At 51.4% G+C, this 22,561-nt stretch carries 19 protein-coding genes and 2 pseudogenes; 9 read left to right on the forward strand and 12 right to left on the reverse strand.

What is annotated here, in order from left to right; genetic code table 11:
• The first annotated feature begins 87 nt into the window (after positions 1-87).
• A complete protein-coding gene (gene hemC / locus GN278_16455) occupies positions 88-1,047 on the forward strand; it encodes a hydroxymethylbilane synthase (protein ID XAT62219.1) in 960 nt (319 codons plus the stop codon).
• Here the strand turns inward: hemC and GN278_16460 are convergent.
• From GN278_16460 to clpS, 5 genes and pseudogenes are all read right to left on the reverse strand, one after another.
• Entirely contained in the window at positions 1,044-2,471 is a 1,428-nt protein-coding gene (locus tag GN278_16460) for an FAD-binding protein (GenBank protein XAT62220.1), read from the reverse strand. The genes hemC and GN278_16460 overlap by 4 nt on opposite strands.
• A gap of 174 nt (positions 2,472-2,645) precedes the next feature.
• Positions 2,646-3,538 (reverse strand): annotated as a pseudogene (gene hemF, locus GN278_16465) (oxygen-dependent coproporphyrinogen oxidase).
• A gap of 121 nt (positions 3,539-3,659) precedes the next feature.
• On the reverse strand, positions 3,660-4,460 hold the full coding sequence (locus GN278_16470) for an SDR family oxidoreductase (protein ID XAT62221.1): 801 nt from the start codon (positions 4,458-4,460) through the stop codon (positions 3,660-3,662).
• A 27-nt stretch (positions 4,461-4,487) separates the two neighbouring features.
• A complete protein-coding gene (locus tag GN278_16475; protein XAT62222.1) occupies positions 4,488-5,492 on the reverse strand; it encodes a methyltransferase in 1,005 nt (334 codons plus the stop codon).
• Between the two features lie 31 nt (positions 5,493-5,523).
• The gene (gene clpS, locus GN278_16480; GenBank protein ID XAT62223.1) at positions 5,524-5,862 is read right to left on the reverse strand and encodes an ATP-dependent Clp protease adapter ClpS; all 339 of its coding nucleotides are present in this window, start codon (positions 5,860-5,862) and stop codon (positions 5,524-5,526) included.
• Between the two features lie 420 nt (positions 5,863-6,282).
• Here clpS and GN278_16485 point away from each other — a divergent pair, with 420 nt between their 5' ends.
• The gene (locus GN278_16485) at positions 6,283-7,680 is read left to right on the forward strand and encodes a D-alanyl-D-alanine carboxypeptidase (GenBank protein XAT62224.1); all 1,398 of its coding nucleotides are present in this window, start codon (positions 6,283-6,285) and stop codon (positions 7,678-7,680) included.
• Positions 7,681-7,724: 44 nt separating this feature from the next.
• On the opposite strand, the gene GN278_16490 is transcribed toward GN278_16485, so the two are convergent.
• The 3 genes from GN278_16490 to GN278_16500 all read right to left on the reverse strand — a co-directional run bounded on the left by GN278_16490 (position 7,725) and on the right by GN278_16500 (position 10,322).
• Entirely contained in the window at positions 7,725-9,341 is a 1,617-nt protein-coding gene (locus tag GN278_16490; GenBank protein XAT62716.1) for a thiamine pyrophosphate-binding protein, read from the reverse strand.
• A 166-nt stretch (positions 9,342-9,507) separates the two neighbouring features.
• Complete coding sequence (locus tag GN278_16495) at positions 9,508-9,666, reverse strand: hypothetical protein (GenBank protein XAT62717.1); 159 nt, start codon at positions 9,664-9,666, stop codon at positions 9,508-9,510.
• 344 nt (positions 9,667-10,010) lie between these two features.
• On the reverse strand, positions 10,011-10,322 hold the full coding sequence (locus tag GN278_16500; GenBank protein ID XAT62225.1) for an ETC complex I subunit: 312 nt from the start codon (positions 10,320-10,322) through the stop codon (positions 10,011-10,013).
• Between the two features lie 190 nt (positions 10,323-10,512).
• Here GN278_16500 and uvrB point away from each other — a divergent pair, with 190 nt between their 5' ends.
• Together uvrB and GN278_16510 are read left to right on the forward strand one after the other, a co-directional pair.
• Positions 10,513-12,690, forward strand: coding sequence for an excinuclease ABC subunit UvrB (gene uvrB, locus GN278_16505; GenBank protein ID XAT62226.1), 2,178 nt, complete (start codon positions 10,513-10,515; stop codon positions 12,688-12,690).
• A gap of 12 nt (positions 12,691-12,702) precedes the next feature.
• Positions 12,703-12,801, forward strand: a pseudogene (locus GN278_16510) (VOC family protein).
• Here the strand turns inward: GN278_16510 and GN278_16515 are convergent.
• Both GN278_16515 and GN278_16520 read right to left on the reverse strand, forming a co-directional pair.
• Complete coding sequence (locus GN278_16515; protein ID XAT62227.1) at positions 12,798-13,712, reverse strand: rhodanese-related sulfurtransferase; 915 nt, start codon at positions 13,710-13,712, stop codon at positions 12,798-12,800. The pseudogene GN278_16510 and the gene GN278_16515 sit on opposite strands and share 4 nt — an antisense overlap.
• 53 nt (positions 13,713-13,765) lie before the next feature.
• Positions 13,766-14,476, reverse strand: a complete 711-nt coding sequence (locus GN278_16520; GenBank protein XAT62228.1) for a serine/threonine protein phosphatase — start codon at positions 14,474-14,476, stop codon at positions 13,766-13,768.
• A gap of 330 nt (positions 14,477-14,806) precedes the next feature.
• Here GN278_16520 and GN278_16525 point away from each other — a divergent pair, with 330 nt between their 5' ends.
• Positions 14,807-16,132 carry a hypothetical protein gene (locus tag GN278_16525; GenBank protein XAT62718.1) on the forward strand — a complete coding sequence of 442 codons (1,326 nt, stop codon included), beginning with the start codon at positions 14,807-14,809 and terminating at the stop codon, positions 16,130-16,132.
• 136 nt (positions 16,133-16,268) lie between these two features.
• On the opposite strand, the gene GN278_16530 is transcribed toward GN278_16525, so the two are convergent.
• Both GN278_16530 and GN278_16535 read right to left on the reverse strand, forming a co-directional pair.
• Entirely contained in the window at positions 16,269-17,864 is a 1,596-nt protein-coding gene (locus GN278_16530) for a phosphoglycerate dehydrogenase (GenBank protein ID XAT62229.1), read from the reverse strand.
• A 43-nt stretch (positions 17,865-17,907) separates the two neighbouring features.
• Positions 17,908-19,062, reverse strand: coding sequence for a phosphoserine transaminase (locus tag GN278_16535; GenBank protein XAT62230.1), 1,155 nt, complete (start codon positions 19,060-19,062; stop codon positions 17,908-17,910).
• Between the two features lie 498 nt (positions 19,063-19,560).
• Between GN278_16535 and GN278_16540 the strand changes: the two genes are divergently transcribed.
• The 4 genes from GN278_16540 to msrA all read left to right on the forward strand — a co-directional run bounded on the left by GN278_16540 (position 19,561) and on the right by msrA (position 22,542).
• Positions 19,561-20,517, forward strand: a complete 957-nt coding sequence (locus tag GN278_16540; protein ID XAT62231.1) for an NAD-dependent epimerase/dehydratase family protein — start codon at positions 19,561-19,563, stop codon at positions 20,515-20,517.
• Between the two features lie 139 nt (positions 20,518-20,656).
• Entirely contained in the window at positions 20,657-21,532 is an 876-nt protein-coding gene (serB, locus tag GN278_16545; protein XAT62232.1) for a phosphoserine phosphatase SerB, read from the forward strand.
• 72 nt (positions 21,533-21,604) lie between these two features.
• Positions 21,605-22,054: a peptide-methionine (R)-S-oxide reductase MsrB gene (gene msrB / locus GN278_16550; GenBank protein XAT62233.1), complete on the forward strand. Its 450-nt coding sequence runs from the start codon at positions 21,605-21,607 to the stop codon at positions 22,052-22,054.
• Positions 22,051-22,542 carry a peptide-methionine (S)-S-oxide reductase MsrA gene (gene msrA / locus GN278_16555; GenBank protein ID XAT62234.1) on the forward strand — a complete coding sequence of 164 codons (492 nt, stop codon included), beginning with the start codon at positions 22,051-22,053 and terminating at the stop codon, positions 22,540-22,542. Before msrB ends, msrA begins: the two co-directional genes overlap by 4 nt.
• The last annotated feature ends 19 nt before the right edge of the window (positions 22,543-22,561 follow it).

Below are 22,561 nucleotides of genomic sequence, written 5' to 3' on the forward strand. Positions count from 1 at the left end.
TTGGTACTGGTTCTGCTTCGCCGCCCTCTTGGCGGGCATCGCCGCTAAGCTCTTATCAGAATGTGTTGACCGACTTAAACTAGATATATGACCCAGACTTTACCAAATCCAAGCGCGCCGCTTAAAATTGGCACCCGCGGCTCGCCATTGGCGCTGGCGCAGGCCTATGAAACCCGCGACCGGCTTGCGGCGGCTTTCGCATTGCAGCAAAGCGCCTTTGAGATCGTGGTGATTAAAACCACCGGTGATAAAATTCAGGATCGCCCGCTGAAAGACATCGGTGGCAAAGGGCTTTTCACCCGCGAGATTGAAGCCGCGCTGCTTGAAGGCGTCATTGATATCGCGGTTCATTCGATGAAAGATATGCCAGTGGCACAGCCGCAGGGTCTGCTGCTTGATACCTACCTGCCACGCGAAGATGTGCGCGATGGCTTTATCTCACCCCGGTACGGCAGCATCGACAGCCTGCCGCCCGGCACTTTGGTGGGCACGTCGTCATTGCGCCGGCGCGCGCAGCTTTTGCACCGCCGCCCTGATTTGCAGATCGTCGAGTTTCGCGGCAATGTGCAAACCCGCCTGAAAAAACTTGATGCGGGGGTTGCCGCCGGCACATTTTTAGCCATCGCTGGCCTGAACCGGTTGGACATGGCGCATCTGGCCAAAGCGCCGATTGCTGTTGACGCCATGCTGCCGGCTGTGGCGCAGGGGGCGATTGGGATCGAGCGGCGCCGTGATGATTTGCAAACAGCCGGACTGCTTGAAGCCATTCATGATCCGGATACGGGCCATCGGCTTGTAGCCGAGCGGAGTTTTTTGGCGGCACTGGACGGATCGTGCGAAACCCCGATTGCAGGCTTGGCCGAGCTCAGCGGCGGCACGCTGCGCCTGCGCGGTGAAGTGCTGCGCCCGGACGGGTCCGAAGCGATCAGCGATGATCAAAGCGCCCCGATCGAAGATGGTGCCACCCTTGGCGCCGAAATGGCTGCGCAATTGCTGACCCAAAGCGGGCCGGGATTTTTCGATTGGCGCGGCGAGGATAAAACCTAGGAACCTTTGGTAGCCTGCTGCGGAATAACCTTGCCTGGATTAAGGATATTGTTCGGATCAAGCGCCTGTTTGATCTGCCGCATCACCGCAACCGCAACGGGATTTTTACGCCGCTGCATTGATGGCAATTTGCTGCGGCCAATACCATGTTCGGCGGAAAAACTGCCGCCAAGGTCAAGAACCACATCTTCCACCGCCTCGGTGATCGCCGCATGCACCTTTGGGTCATGGCTTTTTGGCCAAACCGGATAGTGGATATTGCCATCCCCAAGGTGCGAGACAACAATGGTCTCAGCCCCGGGGTCCAGCGCCGTCAAACGATCCTGCATGCGGTTTAGAAACACCGCCACCTTATCAAGTGGCACAGCAATGTCGTGATTGACCAGAGGCTTTTGGGCAACTGTGACCTCTGCCGCGCTTTCGCGCAGATGCCACATTTGGGCACGCTGTGTGTCGTTTTGGGCAACAACCGCATCCAAGATCGCGCCGCTTTGCAATTGATCGGCTAGGATCGCTTCAAACCGCGACGACAGCTGGATTTGGCCGCTGTCATCAGGGGCAGATAAGTCCTCGGCAGTGGTGGCCACCTCAACCAGAATATTCACATCATATTGGATCGGAAATGGCAGTTGGCGGTCGGCAAAATGGGCGGCATATTTTTCAATATAAAACCGCGGCATATATTCATAGGCTTCAACCGAACCGCCCGTGGCTGATTGCAGCGCATTGAGAATGCTCAGCGCCGCATCAAGCGAAGGCACAGCCAACATAGCGGTGGCATAGGCACGCGGCTTTGGCATCAACCGCAGCACAGCGGCGGTGATAATGCCCAAAGTGCCTTCTGCGCCGATCATCAGATGTTTAAGATTATAGCCAGAATTATCTTTGTGCAGTTCGGACATCATATCCATGATCTCACCGTTGGGCAGCACAACTTCGATGCCAAGGCACAAATCACGGGTGTTGCCATAGCGCAGCACATTTGATCCGCCCGCATTGGTCGACAGCATGCCGCCAATCATGGCTGAGCCGCGCGCACCAAACGTCATCGCGAAAATAAAATCTTGCTCTTCTGCCGCCTCGTGCAGATCAGACAGGATCACTCCGGCCTCGACCACTGCAAGGCGTGCATCAGATCGGATTTCCCGAATGGCGTTCATCCGTTCTAGTGACAGCACCAATGCGCCCTCGGCGTAGGTGCCATCCGCTAAACCCGTGTTGCCGCCCATTGGCACCACAGCGATCTTTTCTAAATTGGCCCATTTAACGATCTCTGACACCTGATGCACATTTGCAGGGCGCACCACTGCCAAAGGGGTGAAAGGATGTAATTTGAACCAATCACTGGAATATTTTTCACAATCACGGCCAGTGAGCACATGCGAAGGACCAACAATGTCTATCAGGGCATTTATCTGCGTCATTGGGGGTTCCTTTGCTATGTCATTTTTGCCAGAAAAAACAAAAAAAATCTGCTCTTTGCAAGCAACTTAACGCCTAAAAGCTTTGGGTTCCATGCGCAAAATGGCACCACCGTCATACCGACGCAATACAGAGCCCGTTTTTTACCGGTTTTTAGAGCCCATGAGCAGGGCGTATTAATCCCATTTGGCCAGTGGCGGCAGGCTCATCAAAACCGCTTCTGGATCATGCCCTGTTGCCAGACCAAATTTTGTTCCACGGTCATAAACCAGATTAAACTCTGCATAAAGCCCACGGTGGCTCAATTGAGTTTGCTTGTCTTCGTCGCTCCACGGCTGCGCAACGCGTTTGGTCACCAAAGGCAGATAGGCGGGCAAGAATGCGCGGCCTATATCCTGGGTCAGTGCAAAATCCGCTGCCCAGTCGCCAGTGCAGCGATCATCCATAAATATCCCACCCACGCCGCGCGCGCGTTTGCGGTGGGGAACGTAAAAATACTCATCAGCCCAAGCCTTTAGCTTTGGGTAGAGCGCTGGATCATGCGGGTCTAGATGGGCTTTTTGAGTGGTGTGAAAATGGGCGGTATCTTCAGCATATTCGATGCAAGGGTTCAAATCCGACCCGCCGCCAAACCACCATGCTTTCGGGGTCCAAAACATGCGTGTATTCAGGTGCACTGCCGGACAATGCGGATTTTGCATATGCGCCACCAGTGAAATACCACTGGCCCAAAAGCGCGGGTCATCTGCGATATCGCTCAGCCCCGGCCGGGCCCGCATCGCCGCCTGCGCCTGATCACCAAGCCGGCCATAAACGGTTGAAACATTCACCCCAACCTTTTCAAACACACGCCCGCCGCGCAGCACGCTCATCAAACCCCCCCTGCATCACTACCATCATCTGATTGCCGTTGTGTGGTTGTGACCTCAAACTTTCCAGCAGGCCTTTCAGCCATCGAACCATCGGCATGGTCATTTTCAAGCTGTTGAAAAGAAGTAACTATTTCATCGCGCAATTGATGAAACCACGCACTGGCCTGTTGCTTTTGCTGATCCGATATTGTCACCATGGTTTCCGTCTTTTTGCCTTGCGCTTTAATAGAATCTGTCTCTTGGGAACCCACTGACTTGTCAAGCGGACTTGCCCCTTCGCGGCGCTAAGCCACAGCCTTTTAAGCCAATGTTCCGTCCTTAGTGTGCCGGTGCTTCAACTGGATCAATCAACGTCCGCCCACCATCCACTGTTAGTATTTGGCCCGTAACAAACCCTGCGCTTTCAGAGGCAAGATACTGCACCGTCTCAGCGACATCGGAAGCGGGTGCGATCCGCCCCATCGGAGTGTGCTTTTCGATATCACTGCGATAGTCGCTATTGTCTTTGAGCATATCCTGTAGGCTTGCGGACATCACCGAACCAAAAGCAACCGCATTGACCCGGATACGGTGCGGCGCTAGCGCCACCGCCATGGCCCGTGTCATTTGATCGAGCGCGGCGGTGGATACAGAATATCCCAAAAGCTGTGGATGCGCCCGACGGGCCGCAATTGAGGACAGGTTGACGATCGCGCCCGCCTGCCCTTCGGTCTGTGATCCGCTTTGCTTGATCATTCGGGTGGCAATCAATTGCGACAATCGAAGGCTGGTCATGAAGTTTTGATTCAACAAAGTTTCAACCGAGTTGTCATTCAAATCCAAAAGGTCCGAGGCCATCATTTGCCGCGATGCATTGATTAAAATATCAACCCGGTCGAAGCTATCAAGCGTAGCTGATAGCAGGTTAGCAATGGTGAGTTTTTCCCGCAGATCACCGGCGAAATACCGTAAGTTACTTTGACTGGATTCGTTATCAACTTCCTTTTGCAAGCTGGCCTCATCCATATCGGCAAACATCACATTGGCACCATGTTCGGCAAAATGCCGAGCAATGGCCAAGCCTATCCCATTGGCAGCACCTGTCACAATTGCCGTCTTTCCATCAATCGAGAATGACATATCAGCTCCTTGATTCTCGGCGAGAGATTAGCGAGTTTTTCGCAAATGTTCGAGAGGGCGATTTGCAAACAGAACTTTGAATAGATTATTCTGCGCCATTTGCTTTACATTTGCAAAACAGCTTTGCAGCACTGCCTCATATGGCAATTGCCGGTTGGCAACCATGAATAGACGCCCTTTCGCCGCTAAATTTCGCGCCGCTGATGCAATAAACGCTTGTCCAATTGTCGGATCAGCTGCCCGCCCGTGATGAAATGGTGGGTTCATCACTATACCATCCAACGCTGTCTTGGCGCACCATGTGGTGGCATCACTCCAATGAAAAGCCACCCTGCGGTCTCCACAATTCTGCCGTGCGCAGTCTATGGCCGCGCTATCCGCTTCGATGGAGTCAATATGCTCAATCTCTGGATAGTCAAATAATCGGCGTGTCAAATATCCCCAACCCGCCCCAAAGTCAGCGTACCTGCCGCGCAGATCATCCGGCAGTGAAGCGGCCAAAAGCTGCGATGCCGGATCAATGCCGTCGGCCGAGAAAACACCCGTTTTTGTTACAAAGCCATCTTCGATCAGATTGAAATTATCGGCTTGCCAATCATCAAAGACCCCGGTGGTGCGATACCACGCAAGCTTGCCATGCGCTTTTGAAACAACGCCCGTTAAGTCAACGCGGGTTTTTAAGTCTTTTATCAGGCTGTCGATACCCTGTGACTTGCTGCCATCGACGATTATGATTCCATCACGGCCTGTCGCGCGCGTTGCTGTGTAAATCAGATGCCGGGCCAAACGTTTGACCCGTGGTAAATGCACAAGGGCAACATCTAGATCAGCAGGTTCAGATGGCAGGGGATCAAACCCTTGGTCTTGGAAAAGATCAACGAGGGGCTTAAACCTATGCATGATTTTGGGCTTAAGATGCGCTAGCGGCGTGACATCCTCTAAGCGCTCTGGAAAAAAGACCGCAGAGTTGCCACTCTGGGGAAGCGCCAGTTTGCCCTGCCTTAAGCTAAATTCAAATCGCGCATCAAACACTTAAGTACCATTGTCCGCCTAATAAGATGCTTTACTCTTTTTCCATCGTACATTGCAACGGATGCTGGTGCTGACGGGCGAAATCCATAACTTGCGCCACTTTGGTTTCGGCCACTTCATGGCTAAACACACCGACCACGGCCAAGCCTTTTTTATGCACAGTTAGCATGATTTCAAACGCCTGCGTCTGGTTCATTCCAAAAAAGCGCTCAAGCACGATAACGACAAATTCCATAGGGGTGTAATCATCATTTAAAAGCATGACTTTATAAAGCCGGGGGCGCTCGGTTTTGGCGCGCGTATCAATCAGAACATCCTGATCGTTATCGCCTTCAGGCTTATTGGTCATTTTAAATACAAGACCCGTCATCCAGACCCCAAATTGGTATTTCTGCTGAATCACTATATAAACTGTCCGACGCCAGAGAAAAGCCCCGCATAGCAACAATTCAATTCAGAACTAAAAAATGTTTAGACGGCGCATAATTAAGGGCTTTAGGATTTGCGATCAAAGCCTAGGCGAAAGGCGTGCCTAATGCCTATTTTGGTTGTGATGAACTACAAACTTGTCACTCACCAAACATCATGAAGCTAGGTGAAAGAACATCAGCAAAACCCTTTAGTTGTGGTTTACAAGCCAAGAACCCCTAAATGTGCTATTAAATACATCCGAAATTCCCACAAATCCATTGAAATTGAAGGCTTTATTCGTGAATCGCGTTGTGTTATCTTTGAAAAAAATAAAAAGCCAGCCACAAATGGCGGCATGAGGCAGACAAGGACAGTTACCATGAAAAGACGGCATAGCAAGCCGGCTCGGTTTTGGTTATTTGCAGCAACCGCAATTTGGATGCTGGTTATTTTGCCGTTTAGCGCAATGGCCGCACCCTATGCCGCTATGGTGATCGACGCCAGAACGGGAAAAACCCTGCATTCCGAAAACGCAGATACCCGTCTTCACCCAGCATCCCTGACGAAAATGATGACGCTTTATGTGGTGTTCGAAGCCGTTGAAAACGGCGAAATCTCACTCGATACCATGGTGCGCGTATCGCGCAAAGCAGCCTCTGAGCCCCCTTCCAAGCTTGGGTTGAGACAAGGCCAACGTATCAAGCTTCGCTATTTAATCCGCGCGGCAGCGATAAAATCAGCCAATGATGCCGCCACTGCCCTTGGCGAAGCAATAGAGGGCTCTGAGGCCGCCTTTGCGCGGCGGATGAACCGGACAGCAAAAGCGATGGGAATGTCCCGCACCACGTTCAAGAATGCCCATGGTCTAACAGAGTCAGGTCACTTGTCGACCGCCCGCGATATGACAACCTTAGGACGGCATTTGTTCTATGATTTTCCAGACTATTATCATTTATTTTCGCGCCGCGAGCATAATGCGAAAATAAGAACAGTCAGAAATACAAATCGGCGTTTTTTAAACGACTATAAGGGTGCTGATGGGATCAAGACTGGGTATACGCGCGCTGCGGGCTTTAACCTAGTGGCTTCCGCCGAAAGAGGGCGCGAGCGCATTATAACCACTGTTTTTGGTGGGCGCTCAACCACCACCCGCAATGCCCAAGTGGCCAAACTTATGAATCTCGGATTTAAAAAAGCACCCACAGCTGTTGCCGAGGTGAAACCCTCAAAACCAGATTATTCACGGCTTGCCCAGAACGGCACTTTTGGCAAACGCACAACCTTTAAAACTGCTGTCAACAAAAGCCTGCGGCCAAAGGCAAGACCAACCAATACAAGCATGCCGCTTAAGGTTGCGACACTTAATTTAAAAGACGAAATAGCCGCCGCTTTGATTGTGGCGAATACGCCTAAGATATCGACCTCTAATGGATCAAGTCTTGTCCCCAAAGCCCGGCCAGCAAAACTTTCCAACCAGACAATAGCACCAATTGCCACACCGTCCGAACCAGAAATTGTGGCCCGCCTATCCACCTCTGGTGGTCAAAACTGGGCAATTAATGTTGGCCGTTTTTCGACCCAGTTTTCGGCGGAAAAAATGCTGCTTAAAACTGCCCTTGCAGAAATGAGCACTTTGAACGGGTCATTGCGCAAAGTTCAAAAAGGGAAGCTTGGTTTTGAAGCAACTTTTGTTGGGCTTAGTCAGGATACGGCGGATCGCGCGTGCGAAAGATTAGCAGCCCGTAATGTCACCTGTACAGTTGTAGGTCCAAGCTGAAATTAAGAATACTATTGTTTGAGGTTGGTCATTGCCTTTAGGGTTTATCCAGCAGTGCGCGGAGAGATCGCGCTTGGGTCTGTATGAAGTTCGATAATCGCGGATGTACTGGCAGCGCGCGCGCGCTCGAGAGCGGCGGGAAACTCTTCTGTTTTATAAACATGCTCACCGTAGCCGCCATAACATTGGGCCAAGCCAGCAAAATCTGGATTGTGCAATGTGGTGCCCGAGGGCCGCTCTGGATAGCTGCTTTGCTGATGCATCCGGATTGTTCCATAAACCCCATTGTTCACCACGATCACAATGACTTTAGCGCCATATTGCGCCGCAGTGCCAAATTCCTGCATGGTCATTTGAAAACATCCATCGCCTGCGAAGCAGATCACTTCTTTTGAAGGATACGCCAGTTTGGCCGCAACCGCTGCCGGCAACCCATACCCCATTGAGCCACTGGTTGGGGCAAGCTGTGTGCGATAGGATTTATAACAGTAATAGCGGTGCAGCCAGCCAGCATAGTTTCCCGCGCCATTTGTTATAATGGCATCATGCGGCAAAACTTCCGATGCGTGGGTGATCACTTGTTCCATCTTGACTGCGCCGGGGGTTTGAAACGGCTGTTGCCAGCGTTCATACGCAGCACGGGGCGCGGATCTCCTATCGGCGCTTTGCTCTGAAATTAGGTCCATTGCAGTGCTCAGAAATTCACCAGATTGGCAGGCCAGACCAATTTCAGGTCGGTAAACGCGGCCTATTTCATTCGGGTCGGCATGGATATGAATGATTTTTTGGCGAGGAGTGGGTATATCAAACAGCTCATATCCGCCTGAGGTCATTTCCCCAAGCCGGGCGCCAAGCACTAAAATGCAATCAGAGTCTGCCACCAAAGCGCCCAGTTCGGGATTGGGCGCGATACCAACGTCCCCAACATAATTGGGGTGCCGGTTATCAATGTAATCTTGGCACCTAAACGAGGTACCAACAGGCAAGCCTTGGGCAGACGCAAAGCGTCCCAAGTCCTTTGCAGCCTGCGCACTCCATCCCCCGCCGCCCACAATAACCATTGGATTGCGCGCTTCTTTTAGCCAGTCCATCACCTCAGTAACCGCGTTTTGTGATACTGTCTGGCGCGCTGGATTTGCCGGAGCGCCATCTGCAACATCTGCCATTGCGGACAGAATATCTTCCGGTAGCGCCAAAACCACCGGACCGGGCCGACCTGACATCGCAACGTGAAATGCATGGCTGATATATTCGGGAATACGGTCCGTGCGATCAATTTCGGTCACCCATTTGGCCAAGGGTAAAAACATCTGGCGATAATCGACTTCCTGAAAGGCTTCCCTGTCCCGCTGATCCGTTGCCACCTGCCCGATAAACAACACCATCGGGGTGCTATCCTGCAACGCAATATGCACCCCAGCAGAGGCGTTGGTGGCGCCAGGGCCTCGGGTGACAAATGCAACACCCGGGCGGCCCGTAAGCTTTCCATGTGCTTCCGCCATCATCGCAACGCCGCCTTCTTGGCGGCCTATTATGGTTTCTATATTGCTATCAAAAAGCCCATCTAGCGCTGCCAGATAACTTTCACCGGGAACACAGAATACCCGATCGACCCCCTGAATTTCGAGTTGATCGACAAGAATTTGACCGCCATGACGCATTGGTTTTCCAACTTGACTAATCTTCGCCAAAAAACCCTAATACCTAGCTGGCCAAGAGGGAACAGGTGAATTTAAAATTATGCCGCCCACAAAGCTAGCATGGTGCGCGCCTGTTGCCATTTGGCCAACGGCTGGCGGTATTGATCGCACAATTCCACTGCGTGCTTTACCAACGCAGCATTGACGGAGCCAAAGTGTGCTTATCCAGCCGTACAGTATCTTCTCGGCCCGTCATGATATGTCGACCCGCGTCTATACACCATTCGATTAACTTAATCTGCTGGGCACCAATGCCTACACCGCGCCAGTCATGATCGAAAAACAGTCGCTTACAGTTTTATCGCAATAATTGAACACATCCTTACCCGCAGGCATCACGTTTTTGAAGCAGCTGTTAAAGAGGCCATATCCGCGCGCCAGGGTAACATAGAGCCACGTTTGGCCTCAGTGCCAGAGCCGCCGCCAATGGGCAGTTGGATAATCATGCTCAGGCAATTGCTGTTTAATCCCTTCCATTAAGCGCGTAAACAGCTAAGCGTCAGATGTTGGAGATTGGTCAGGACTGCGCAAACGCTAAAGCGCGGTCCAAGCCACACTTCAAAAGATGCATGGATGCACAAAACACACCTCTGTCGTCTTTGCACATAACTGCAGTCAATTGACTGCCTTTTAATGGGTCCAAACTGTGCGGCGATCAGTGGCAAAATTTTCGCCATATCCGCGCTGACGGATATTCACTTTACGCTTCTTTGGTTCAATAACATCTGCATTGATATTATGGTCATTGGCATATTCCAAAGCGGCGTCCTTGCTTTCAAATTGCAAGGTCACCTGAGACTGCATATCGTTGCTTGATGTCCAACCCATAAGAGGGTCCACTTCGCGGGCAGAGTCTGGTGCATATTCCAACACCCAAAAGCGGGTGTTTGCGGTCCCAGATGACATCGCCGTTTTGGCAGGTTGGTAGATACGTGCACGCATTGCCTTTGTCCTCTTATTACACTGGTATATGCTAGATTTATTCCCCATAAACAAGAGCAAGTTGACATGAACACTGAATCATTCGCTAGGTAAATTCGAAAAATATTTCTTTTTCAAAACCAATATTGTGATGGCTTTTGACACTGCAAAAATAATTTCTAAGTCTACAGCATAGATAGGAAAGCAAATTATGACAGAAAACAGTCTTGGGCATGTAACGGGCGATGTTCGATCTCGGCCGAAACTTGAGGGCGGAAAAGCCTTTAAGATGCAGACCGAGTTTTCGCCAGCCGGTGATCAACCCACCGCTATCGCCGAATTGAAAGCCGGAATTATAGAAGGTGAACAAGATCAGGTGCTTTTGGGTGCGACCGGTACGGGCAAAACCTTCACTATGGCAAAAGTGATCGAGGAAACCCAAAAGCCGGCCATTATTATGGCCCCAAATAAAACCTTGGCGGCGCAGCTATACGGCGAGTTCAAAGGGTTTTTTCCCGACAATGCTGTGGAATATTTCGTCAGCTACTATGACTATTACCAACCCGAGGCCTATGTGCCGCGCTCAGACACCTATATCGAAAAAGAAAGCCAGATTAACGAACAGATCGACCGGATGCGCCATTCAGCAACGCGGGCTTTGCTTGAACGTGACGACGTGATTATCATTGCCTCTGTCTCTTGCATCTATGGCATTGGTTCGGTGGAAACCTACGGCGCCATGACCCAAGACCTAAAGGCCGGCGAAAACTATAATCAACGACAGGTCATGGCAGATTTGGTCGCCCAGCAATACCGCCGCAATGATCAGGCTTTTCAACGCGGCTCGTTTCGTGTGCGCGGCGATAGTTTAGAGATTTTTCCAGCGCACCTAGAGGATCGGGCTTGGCGGCTGTCATTCTTTGGCGATGAACTGGAATCAATTGTAGAGTTTGACCCACTGACAGGCGAAAAAACCGATAACTTTGAGCAGATTAGAATCTACGCCAATTCGCATTATGTCACCCCAAAGCCTACAATTCAGCAGGCCATCATCAATATCAAGGACGAGTTGCGCAAACGATTGGATCAATTGGTTGGCGAAGGTAAACTGCTAGAAGCCCAACGTTTGGAACAACGCACCAATTTCGACCTTGAAATGCTTGAAGCCACCGGCGTTTGTAGCGGGATTGAAAATTATTCGCGGTATCTAACGGGCCGTGCACCGGGCGAACCGCCACCCACCCTGTTTGAATTTATCCCCGATAATGCAATTGTGTTTGCGGATGAAAGTCATGTCAGCGTGCCGCAGATTGGCGCGATGTACAAAGGCGATTATCGGCGTAAGTTTACACTTGCCGAGCATGGGTTTCGCCTGCCGTCCTGTATGGACAACAGGCCGCTGAAGTTCGAGGAATGGAATGCCATGCGGCCACAAACGGTCTATGTGTCTGCAACCCCTTCAAACTGGGAAATCGAGCGCACAGGGGGCGTTTTTGCCGAACAGGTTATCCGGCCCACCGGTCTTTTGGATCCCGAGGTCGAGATTCGGCCAGTGGAAATGCAGGTCGATGATCTGCTAGATGAAATTCGCAAGGTTGCGGCCAGTGGATTTCGTACTTTGGTCACCACTCTGACCAAACGCATGGCTGAGGATCTTACCGAATACCTGCACGAACAAGGTATTCGCGTGCGATATATGCACTCGGACATCGACACCATTGAGCGGATTGAAATTTTGCGCGATCTGCGCCTTGGGGCTTTTGATGTGCTCATCGGTATCAACCTATTGCGCGAAGGCCTCGATATTCCCGAATGTGGTCTGGTTGCCATCCTAGATGCGGATAAAGAAGGCTTTCTGCGGTCCGAAACATCTTTGGTGCAAACCATTGGCCGCGCTGCAAGGAATGTAGAGGGTCGTGTCATCATGTATGCAGACCGGATCACTGGTTCGATGGAGCGCGCCCTGTCGGAAACCAATCGCCGACGCGCCAAGCAAAAGGCCTATAATTTAGAGCATGACATCACGCCGGAAACGGTTCAAAAAAATGTAGAGGATGTCCTCGCAGGTCTTTATAAAGGCGATACCGATCAATCGCGCGTCACCGCCCAGATTGATAAGCCCATGGCAGGGGCAAATCTTCAAGCAGTTCTTGACGGGCTGCGCAGTGACATGCGTAAGGCGGCTGAAAATCTTGAATTTGAAGAAGCCGCACGGCTGCGCGATGAAGTCAAGCGGCTTGAAGCAGTTGATCTGGCCGTCGCGGATGACCCGCTTGCGCGCCAATCCGCCATTGAAGCAGTCAGCGAAGGACCCCGCAGCAAAGGTCGCTCGACCGCAGGGCGCGGAGGTACCCGTACATATCGCGGCAAATCACAAAAGAAGTTTTAAGTTTCCTGCTCATACGCCGATCCAGATGATCATGTATGGGAAATTGCAATGAACCCGTTTTGGCCATTGCAGTCAGATGGCGGGCTAACCTTGCCGGATGAAGACATCTAATTGCCGTCGTATCCAACCATATGCTGTTCGCCGCGTTCCCGCGCAAGACGAATTTGCTTTTGCCGCTCGCGAAAGCGGTCTTTATCTGCTTCGCTGGTTTCATGCGCACATTGGTGGCAAGCTACGCCGTGCTCGTATTCCGGACGCTCTTTATCTGAGGGAAGAATTGGGCGGCGGCAGGCAAAGCACAGCTGATGCGGCCCTTCCTTAAGCTCATGCCCGACTGACACCCGCGCATCAAAAACGAAACACTCGCCATCCCATTTGCTGTCCGCCTGCGGTACCTCTTCAAGGTATTTAAGGATGCCGCCTTTCAGGTGGTAAACATCTTCCACCCCTTGGCTCAGCAGATAGTTGGTCGATTTTTCGCAGCGAATGCCGCCAGTGCAAAACATCGCGATGCGTTTGTTGTGAAACCGCTCTTTGTTGTCTTCCCACCATTTTGGAAAATCGCGAAAAGATTTTGTTTGCGGATCTATTGCGCCGTCAAAAGTGCCGATCCCGACCTCATAATCATTACGGGTGTCGATGACAGCAACATCTGGCGCCGAAATCAGTGCGTTCCAGTCCTGCGCTTCAACATAATGACCAACACGCGCCTTTGGGTCTACATCGGGCTGCCCCATAGTCACGATTTCTTTTTTAAGCTTCACTTTCATCCGCGGAAATGGCGGCAAGCTCGCAGTGCTTGCTTTATGTTCAAGGTCGCTGCACCCGGGCAGGCCGCGCAAATGGATAAGAATGGCGTCAATCCCGTCCCGCGAACCAGAAATCGTGCCATTAATGCCCTCTTTCGCAATTAAAAGAGAGCCGTAAATGCCAAGCGCTTCGCATTTCTCCTGCAATGGTCCCTGTATGGCGGCAGGGTCCTCAAATCGTGTAAAATGATAAAGCGCGGCAACGGTAAACATGGGCGCTGCATTACATTGAAAGCGCGCCAAAAAGCAAGGGCGCAGGATGCTTGTTACAATACCGAACGCATTTGCCGTCCTTCAATAACAACCGGCACCAAAGGCCGGCCAAGCCCAGCGCCACCATCAAGATTAATCCGGTTGCCATAATGGGTCGGGGTATCAATCGGGGTATGCCCATGGATGATCAGATGGGCATGGGGGCCCTGATGCGCGTGAAACTCTTGCCGGATCCAAAGCATATCATCTTCGGTTTGCTGATCTAATGCCACACCGGGGCGAATGCCTGCATGGACAAAAAGCTTATCATCGACCACATGTTTTATGTTCAGTGACTTTAGAAAATCAACATGGGCCTGAGGCACCTTTTCCAGTGCGTCTTTATGCACGTCAATCAGGTTGCGCCTGTCATGCACGTCCACCCCGTATGACGCCATTGTTGCACGCCCCCCAAGGCGCTCATGAAACCAGTGTAGCCCAACCAAAAGACGCGGGTCATGACGCGGTGGGCTTTGCATGAACCATTCAAGCATCCGGTCATGATTGCCCTTTAGGATGGTGAAATTGCGCCCTTCGGCGCAAAGCGAGATAAGCAATTCAATCACCTGCCGGCTGTCTGGCCCACGATCTACAAGATCACCAATAAACACAACAGCTGCATCCTTGCCGCCGTCTTTTTCAATCGCGATAAGCGCGGCCTCAAGCTGGGCCAACTGGCCATGGATATCACCCACGGCATAAATAGGATAAGAGGGTTCAGACATTAAAAAAAAACTTTCTTCAAAATTGGTCTTTCGATAAAGCAGCAGCAAGGCGTGACGACCTTGCTTTGAATGCGAAATCTATTGAGCCTATGGAAAAGCAAAAAATTTTCACCATTAAACCCTACAGTGTGTTTACTTATATCTTTTCTCTTATTACGTTCAACATATTAAAGCCGCATCGTGCTTTCGGTGTAATTTAGTTTTTGCTTTTTAAGGGTATAAAAAATGATATTTTGGCCAATTTTAGGATTATTTGTGATCGCCGCGGGATATGTTATCCGCAACAACTTTGACTTCCCCGACAATAAAAATCTTGACGGCGTGGTGAATATGGTCGGTTGGGGCGTTAAAGTTGCAGGGCTACTGCTGTTTATAATTTCTACATTTAACGGCATGTTTTTTTACGCTGAGCCTGGCTTTAAATACCATGTCCGGACTATTTTAGGCGAAGAAAAAATGGTCTCGGATACAGGGTACAACATGCATCTGTTTGGCCGCTATAATGCATGGAAAAATGCGGTGTCCGTGCAAGCAGTAAAGGGCGGTAAAGGTGACTATAGGGCCGAAACGGAAAGCGTGACCACGAGCGCAAATTTGCCGCCGAAATCACTGGTTTTTCTAGATCAAGTGGATGCGGTCGTCTCGGCCACCGCGCGGTTTGAGTTGCCTTCTGACGAAGAGGGATTTTTAACCATGGCGCGGCTTTACCGATCCCCAGAAAACCTACTGCGCACAGAACTAGTTCCAGCGTTTGAGGAGACCCTAGGCGCAAATGCGGCGTTGATGTCAGCAGAGGATTATTTTCAAGGCGGCAAAACCGAATTTAACAACGAGTTCGAGCGACAATTGGCAGATGGTATTTATCTGGTCAGACGGATTGAAAAACGCGTCAAAGTCGAAAGCAGTCGCGCCGGCACCGCCAATGTGGCGCTGGGTGAAAATCAAGAGCAGTTTGGCGATGAATTCAAAACGGTCTTTATTGTTGAAAAGCTTCTGGATGAAACTGGGCAGCCAAAGCGTAAAAGACAAGCGTTTGAAAAATTTGGCATCAGCGTGACATCAGCGCGGGTAACAGATGTGCGGCCAAATATTAAATTTCAGGAACGCATGGGCCTGCGGCAACAAGCAGCGGCAGACCGTGCTATCGCCCGCGAACAGCGCGTACAGGAAGAAGAACAACGCCTGCTGGCCATCACGCGCGGCGAACGGGAAGTAGCAGAGCGCCAAGCGGCCGCAAAAGTTGAACAAATTCAGAAAACAACCGAAGCCGAAACCGAAAAACAACTGGCAATCACGGCCGCCGAGCGTGAGAGAGAGTCGGCGCGTATCAGGCAAGAGCGCGCGCAGATTTTACTGGAAACTGCCCGCATTGACGCACAAGCAAAACAAGTCAGCGCCGATGCCGCCGCCTATGAAAAAACCGCCATCCTTGAGGCAGATAATGCGCTTGCGCAAAAATTAGCGGCCTATGTCGAAGTTCAAAAAGTATGGGCAGAAGCCTTTGCCAACCGTAAAGTGCCCACAACGGTATTTGGCGCACCAGAAGGCGGGGTTGGAACCGATGGTGACATCAGCCGCTTTATTGATTTGCTAACCATGCAGGCGGCAAAAGGGCTTGCGGTAGATCCTTCTATTGAGCGTAAATCAGCTGAGTGATTTTCCAGAAAGTCAATGTGTTTAGTTTCGGTTAACTGAATACTATTCCGCCAATCAAACCTCCATAGCGAATAAGCCATGTGCCAAGTAAAGCCCCTTAGAAGGGCTTTACTCCTCGTTGTTCAACAAAAAAAGATTATGCTACATCAAAAGACAGTGGCTTGACCTGCTTGAACAGGCCAGTTTGCGCCAATTGCTCAACCACCTGATCTTTGATCGGATGATCGACATAAAGCAGCGCTATCGCCTCGGCGCCTGCGGCCGCGCGGCCGAGGGTAAAGTTTGCGATATTGACCCCGTTTTCACCCATGGTGTGACCCAAAGTGCCGATAATGCCGGGGACATCTTCGTTTGTGGTATACAGCATATGTGCGCCAATTTCAGCATCAATATTGATACCTTTAATCTGAATAAACCGCGGTTTTCCATCACTAAAGACAGTGCCCGCTATTGAACGCTCACGCTGATCTGTAACAACGGTCACTTTGATGTAGCCTTCAAAGGCACCAGATTTATCCTGATTGGTGGTGCTAATCTGAATACCGCGTTCTTTGGCGATAAACGGCGCGCTGACCATGTTCACATCGGGGTTGGCCTTTTTCATGATCCCGGCGACAACCGAACAATTCAAAGCCTCAAGGTTCATTTCGGACACCGAGCCATCATAAAGTATGTTAATCGCGCTAACCGGTTCATCGGTCATTTGGCCTATAAAGCTGCCCAAATGTCCAGAAAGCTCAAGCCATGGTCCCATAACCTTGGCTTCTTCAGCCGTGACCGATGGCATGTTTAGCGCATTGGTCACCGCTCCGGTGAGAAGATAATCTGACATCTGTTCAGCCACCTGCAAGGCAACATTTTCCTGAGCCTCGGTGGTGGCTGCGCCCAGATGCGGGGTACATACCACATTCGGCAGATCGAAAAGCGGATTTTCAAGTGCCGGTTCAACTGCGAAAACATCAAACGCAGCACCAGCGATATGGCCTGATTTTAATGCATCCGCCAGCGCTTCTTCATCCACCAGTCCGCCGCGCGCACAGTTGATAATGCGAACGCCTTTTTTTGTTTTTGCAAGATTTTCACGGCTCAGCACATTGCGGGTTTGATCGGTTAGCGGCACGTGCAACGTGATAAAATCAGCGCGTGACAGAAGAGCATCCAACTCGACCTTTTCAACGCCCATTTTGTCAGCTTTTTCAGCGCCCAAAAAGGGATCATAGGCCAGCACTTTCATTTTAAGCCCGCGGGCGCGATCACAAACGATGCCGCCAATATTACCCGCGCCAATGACGCCCAGCGTTTTGCCGGTCAGTTCAACGCCCATGAATTTTGATTTTTCCCATTTGCCAGCGTGGGTTGAAGCGCTGGCCGCAGGAATTTGCCGCGCCACTGCAAACATCATGGCAATGGCATGTTCGGCTGTGGTGATCATATTGCCAAACGGCGTATTCATTACAATCACACCGTTCTTACTGGCAATGTCGCGGTCAATATTGTCGACCCCGATGCCCGCGCGGCCAATGACCTTTAAATTGCCCGCAGCATTTAGAATTTTCTCGGTGACCTTAGTGGCCGAGCGAATGGCGAGACCGTCATATTGGCCGATAACCTCAAGCAGCTTTTCTTTGTCTTTGCCAAGATCGGGTTCGAAATCGACATCAATGCCGCGATCACGGAAAATCTGGACCGCTGTGGGGGATAACTTATCAGAAACAAGAACTTTGGGGGCCATTTTAGGCGCTCCTTCTTTGGATAGTTGTTCAGAATATGGGGGATTAAGCCGCTTGGTTTTGGGCGTTCAGTTCGCTCTCAAAGGCCCAATCGAGCCAGGGCAGCATGGCCTCTATATCGGTTGTTTCAACCGTTCCACCGCACCAGATGCGCAGCCCTGCAGGGGCGTCGCGATAGGCACCGATGTCATAAGCGGCATCCGCTGCATCAAGCCGCTTGGCCACGGCTTTGGCAAATCCTGCCGGATCGCTAATTCGTGGGTCGGTGAACTTGAGACAGACCGAGGTATTGGACCTAATCACAGGATTTTCTGCAAGAAAATCAATCCAGTCACGGGATTTTACAAAATCTGCAATAGCGCCTGTATTGGCGTTGGCTCGCCGGATTAAGCCGTCCAAACCACCCACTGAACGTGCCCAGTCGAGGGCCAGTAGATAATCTTCAACCGCCAGCATCGAGGGGGTATTGATGGTCGCGCCCTCAAATATGCCTTCGATCAATTTACCGCCTTTGGTTAGGCGAAAGATTTTCGGCAGAGGCCAAGGGGGCGTATAGCTTTCAAGTCTTTCCACCGCCCGAGGGCTGAGGATCAGCATACCGTGCGCCGCTTCACCGCCCAGAACTTTTTGCCAGCTAAACGTTGTTACATCGAGCTTGTCCCATGGCAAATCCATGGCAAAAGCCGCCGAAGTGGCATCACAAATAGTCAACCCTTCGCGATCGGCCGGAATGACATCACCGTTAGGGACGCGAACCCCCGAGGTAGTACCATTCCAAGTAAAGACCACATCGTTCGCATAGTCTAAAGCAGCCATATCGACAATCTCGCCATACTCAGCGGTTTGAATATCTGCGTCTATTTTCAGCTGCTTAACCACGTCGGTGACCCAACCAGAGCCAAAGCTTTCCCACGCCACCATAGTGGCCTTGCGAGCGCCCAAAAGCGACCACATCGCCATTTCAACTGCGCCGGTATCCGAGGCAGGAACAATCCCAATGCGGTAATCATCAGGGATGCCCAGCACGTCGCGGCTGCCTTCGATGGCCGCTTTCAGCCGGGCTTTGCCAACCGCGGCACGGTGACTGCGGCCCAAGGGCGCACCAGATAATTTATCAAGTTTAAAGGTAGGGTTTTTGGCACAGGGGCCAGATGAAAAACGCGGATTTACCGGCCGCGTTGCCGGTTCTTTTATGCTCATCAATTCTATCCTTCCAGATAAGTGCCCCTCGTTGGGGAGGGGTGTCCCACGGACGGAGATATACTTCTAGGCATGGGCTAACAAGCGCTAAAACGTACAAAATTGCCGCATGGCTTGCGAATTTAAGGTGTGAATGACCACTATCGGAAACCTTTTCCAATGCTCAAAATAGCATGTCGGTTTGGCATCGGTATCGCAGAGGTATCGCAGCGGTGGGAAAAACACGGTGTTTTATCGCCAAATTTGCGGCAAGGGCCGTTGGCAAGCCTGGCAAAATTTGGGCCTCTAGGAAACCTTTTCGAGCTTGGAGCCTTGGCTTGCGTTCTCTTCATTTGAGTATTTGAACAAAAGAAAAGAAGCATAATTTGTGTCCACAACCCAGCGCAAAAAGAGTGTTGCGACCCAGCTGCCGGGCGCGCATTGAGATAATGAAGGGCACAAGAGATATCTGCGTGACATTCACAGTTGTTTGCGGCATCAGGCGGGAAGAACCTTGCTATGATGGTGATGGGGTCTGACCGGCCAAATGAAGCTAGGAAAGTTGACTTTATGAAACATGCAAGGCGCCATGCGTTGGTCATCGGGGGAAGTGGCTTTATCGGGCACCAAATCGTCGAGGTTTTGTCGGATGCGGGATATATCGTCCATTCCATGAGCAGAAATACGCTCTGCCGTAGGGCGCAATTTAATCTGTTGGTTGATCGTAATGATACGGGCAGGCTAAATGCCCTGATCGCAGACCAGAAATTTGACCTATTGGTGGATACATGCGCCTTGTCGGGGTGGGATATTGACGGCATTTGCGACAGTCAGCTTATGTACCGGGTTGACCATTGGGTTCACATCAGTAGCGCCGCGCTTTATTCAGATATGTCTACTGCTTGTTTTACAGAAAGTTCTTTGACCGGCGGCGCGGCGCATTGGGGGGAGTATGGCCGCAAAAAGCATGAAGCCGAACACGCTGTGTTAAAGCGGTTCACGGCCCATGGCGCAAGGTTGACCCTATTACGGCCACCTTATGTGTATGGCCCGAAAAACAGTTCGTACCGAGAGGCCTTTGTATGGGACCGTATGAAAGCAGGACGCGCAATTCCTCTGCCGCTTAAGCCATGCAAAGTACAATTCGTCTATGCGCGGGATTTGGCAGGGGCAATTCTTCATATTGATCGCAGTGCAGCGACTGCGCAAACCGAGATCTTGAATATAGCACCTGAAGGATGCATTGATCTAAGGCAATTTTGCCAGGCCGCTGTGCGCGCAGCAGGTCATAAAGAGTGGGAGTTTGATGTGATAGATGCAGAAAAACTTGGCATTAGTCCGCGGGAGTTCTTTCCGTTTCGCACCGAAAATCTTTGCTTGTCGGTTAAGGCTTTCACGGTCCGATATGGCGGGTTTGATTTCATGGCACTGGACGAGGGCCTGAAAGCAACATACGCCGCTTATCAGGCGGCCTAGATGTGTGGCAGCTTACGCTTCGGATATGAACACAGGAAAGACTATGCGTTACTCTTATTCAAATGCCGTTTGCGAAAACCCTCTATGGGGTTTAGTGCCCCTGCCGACACTTTATGAAAAATAACCAAGGACCCGCCTTATGTTTTCTGTCACCTTGATTTCTGCGCCCGGATTGCTTGATGCATCACTTTTGGAAAACCTACGCAATGCTTGGGGCGGCGGCGATGCCCTGTGGCTTGCCCCGGATGAAGCAGCCGAGTTTTCCTGTGCTGCATTGCCGGAAAACCGCTGGCAGGTTTGGCAAGATCTGCAGGGTATGCAGGTGGATATGATTGTGCAGCCGGAAGAAAACCGGCGCAAGAAAATGCTGCTTGCTGATATGGACAGTACCATGATCCAGCAAGAATGTATCGACGAGTTGGCAGATCACGCCGGTGTGGGCGCGCGGGTGAAAGACATCACCGCCCGGGCAATGAACGGCGAGCTTGATTTCGAACAAGCCCTTCATGAGCGGGTGGCGCTTTTGCAAGGGCAGCCGGCGAGCATTATCGACCAAGTGCTAGCAGAGCGGATTGAACTAATGCCCGGCGGCACAGTTTTGCTGGCCACAATGCGGGCGCATGGAGCCTATGCCGCTTTGGTGTCCGGCGGCTTTACCGCCTTTAGTGCAGTGATTGCCGAAAAGCTTGGGTTTGACACACACCGTGCCAATCAGCTGCTGATGCAAGATGGGGTGCTGACCGGCAAGGTGGCGCTGCCAATATTGGGGCGGCAAGCAAAAGTGGATGCGCTTGAGGCCTTTACCTCTTCCCTCGGCATTAGCGAAAGCGATGTGCTGGCCGTGGGGGACGGTGCCAATGATCTGGGCATGCTGGGGCGCGCCGGTGCCGGCGTGGCGCTGCACGCCAAACCCAGCGTTGCCGCCGAATGTGACATAAGGGTGAATTTTGGGGACCTTACGGCTTTGCTCTATTTGCAAGGCTTTAGCAAATCAGAATTCACACCAGCGGGCTGATCTGTTGAAACAGGGGTTTTCATTTGCAAAACAAGCCCCATTTATTATCGTGACAGTAAACGTGAGAACATTATGGGCACCTATGAACGCAATACCGATGTCATCGCCAGCTTGAGCGACGAACAATATTGGGTCACGCAAAAAAACGGAACCGAGCGCCCGGGAAGCGGACAGCTGCTGCACAACAAAGCCGCAGGGATTTATGTCGACATCGTATCCGGCGAGCCGCTTTTTGCATCAAGTGATAAGTACGAAAGTGGCTGTGGCTGGCCAAGTTTTACCAAGTCAATCGAAGCGGCGCATATCACGGAAATAAGCGATGAAAGCCATGGGATGATCCGTACCGAAGTGCGCAGCGCGCATGGGGACAGCCATCTTGGCCATGTGTTTCCCGATGGCCCAATCGATCGCGGCGGTCTGCGCTATTGCATCAACTCTGCTGCCTTGCGCTTTATTGCCAAAGCCGACATGGTGGATGAAGGATATGGCGCCTATCTGGATCAGGTGGAGGATTTGGTATGAGTGAACGTGCAGTATTAGCTGGGGGCTGTTTTTGGGGGATGCAGGATTTGATCCGCAAAATGCCCGGCGTGCTAAAAACCCGAGTGGGCTATACCGGCGGCGATGTGCCCAATGCCACATACCGGCATCATGGGACCCATGCCGAAGGGATCGAGATTATTTTTGACCCTGCTAAAATCAGCTATCGGCGCCTCTTGGAATTTTTCTTTCAAATTCACGATCCAACCACGCTAAACCGTCAGGGCAATGATCGCGGACTGTCCTATCGATCCGGGATTTATTATCTTGATACGGCGCAAAAATTGGTGGCCGAGCAAACCATTACAGATGTTGAGGCAAGCGGTGTTTGGCCCGGCCCTGTCGTAACTGAGCTGGCGGCCGCTGGCGATTTTTGGGAGGCAGAACCAGAGCATCAAGATTACCTTGAACAACGACCTAATGGCTATACCTGCCATTATGTTCGCCCTGATTGGGTCTTGTCATCCTAATTTAAAACGCGCATTGATC

The organism is Rhodobacteraceae bacterium Araon29 (genome assembly GCA_039640505.1).
Classification (GTDB): Bacteria; Pseudomonadota; Alphaproteobacteria; order Rhodobacterales; family Rhodobacteraceae; genus CABZJG01.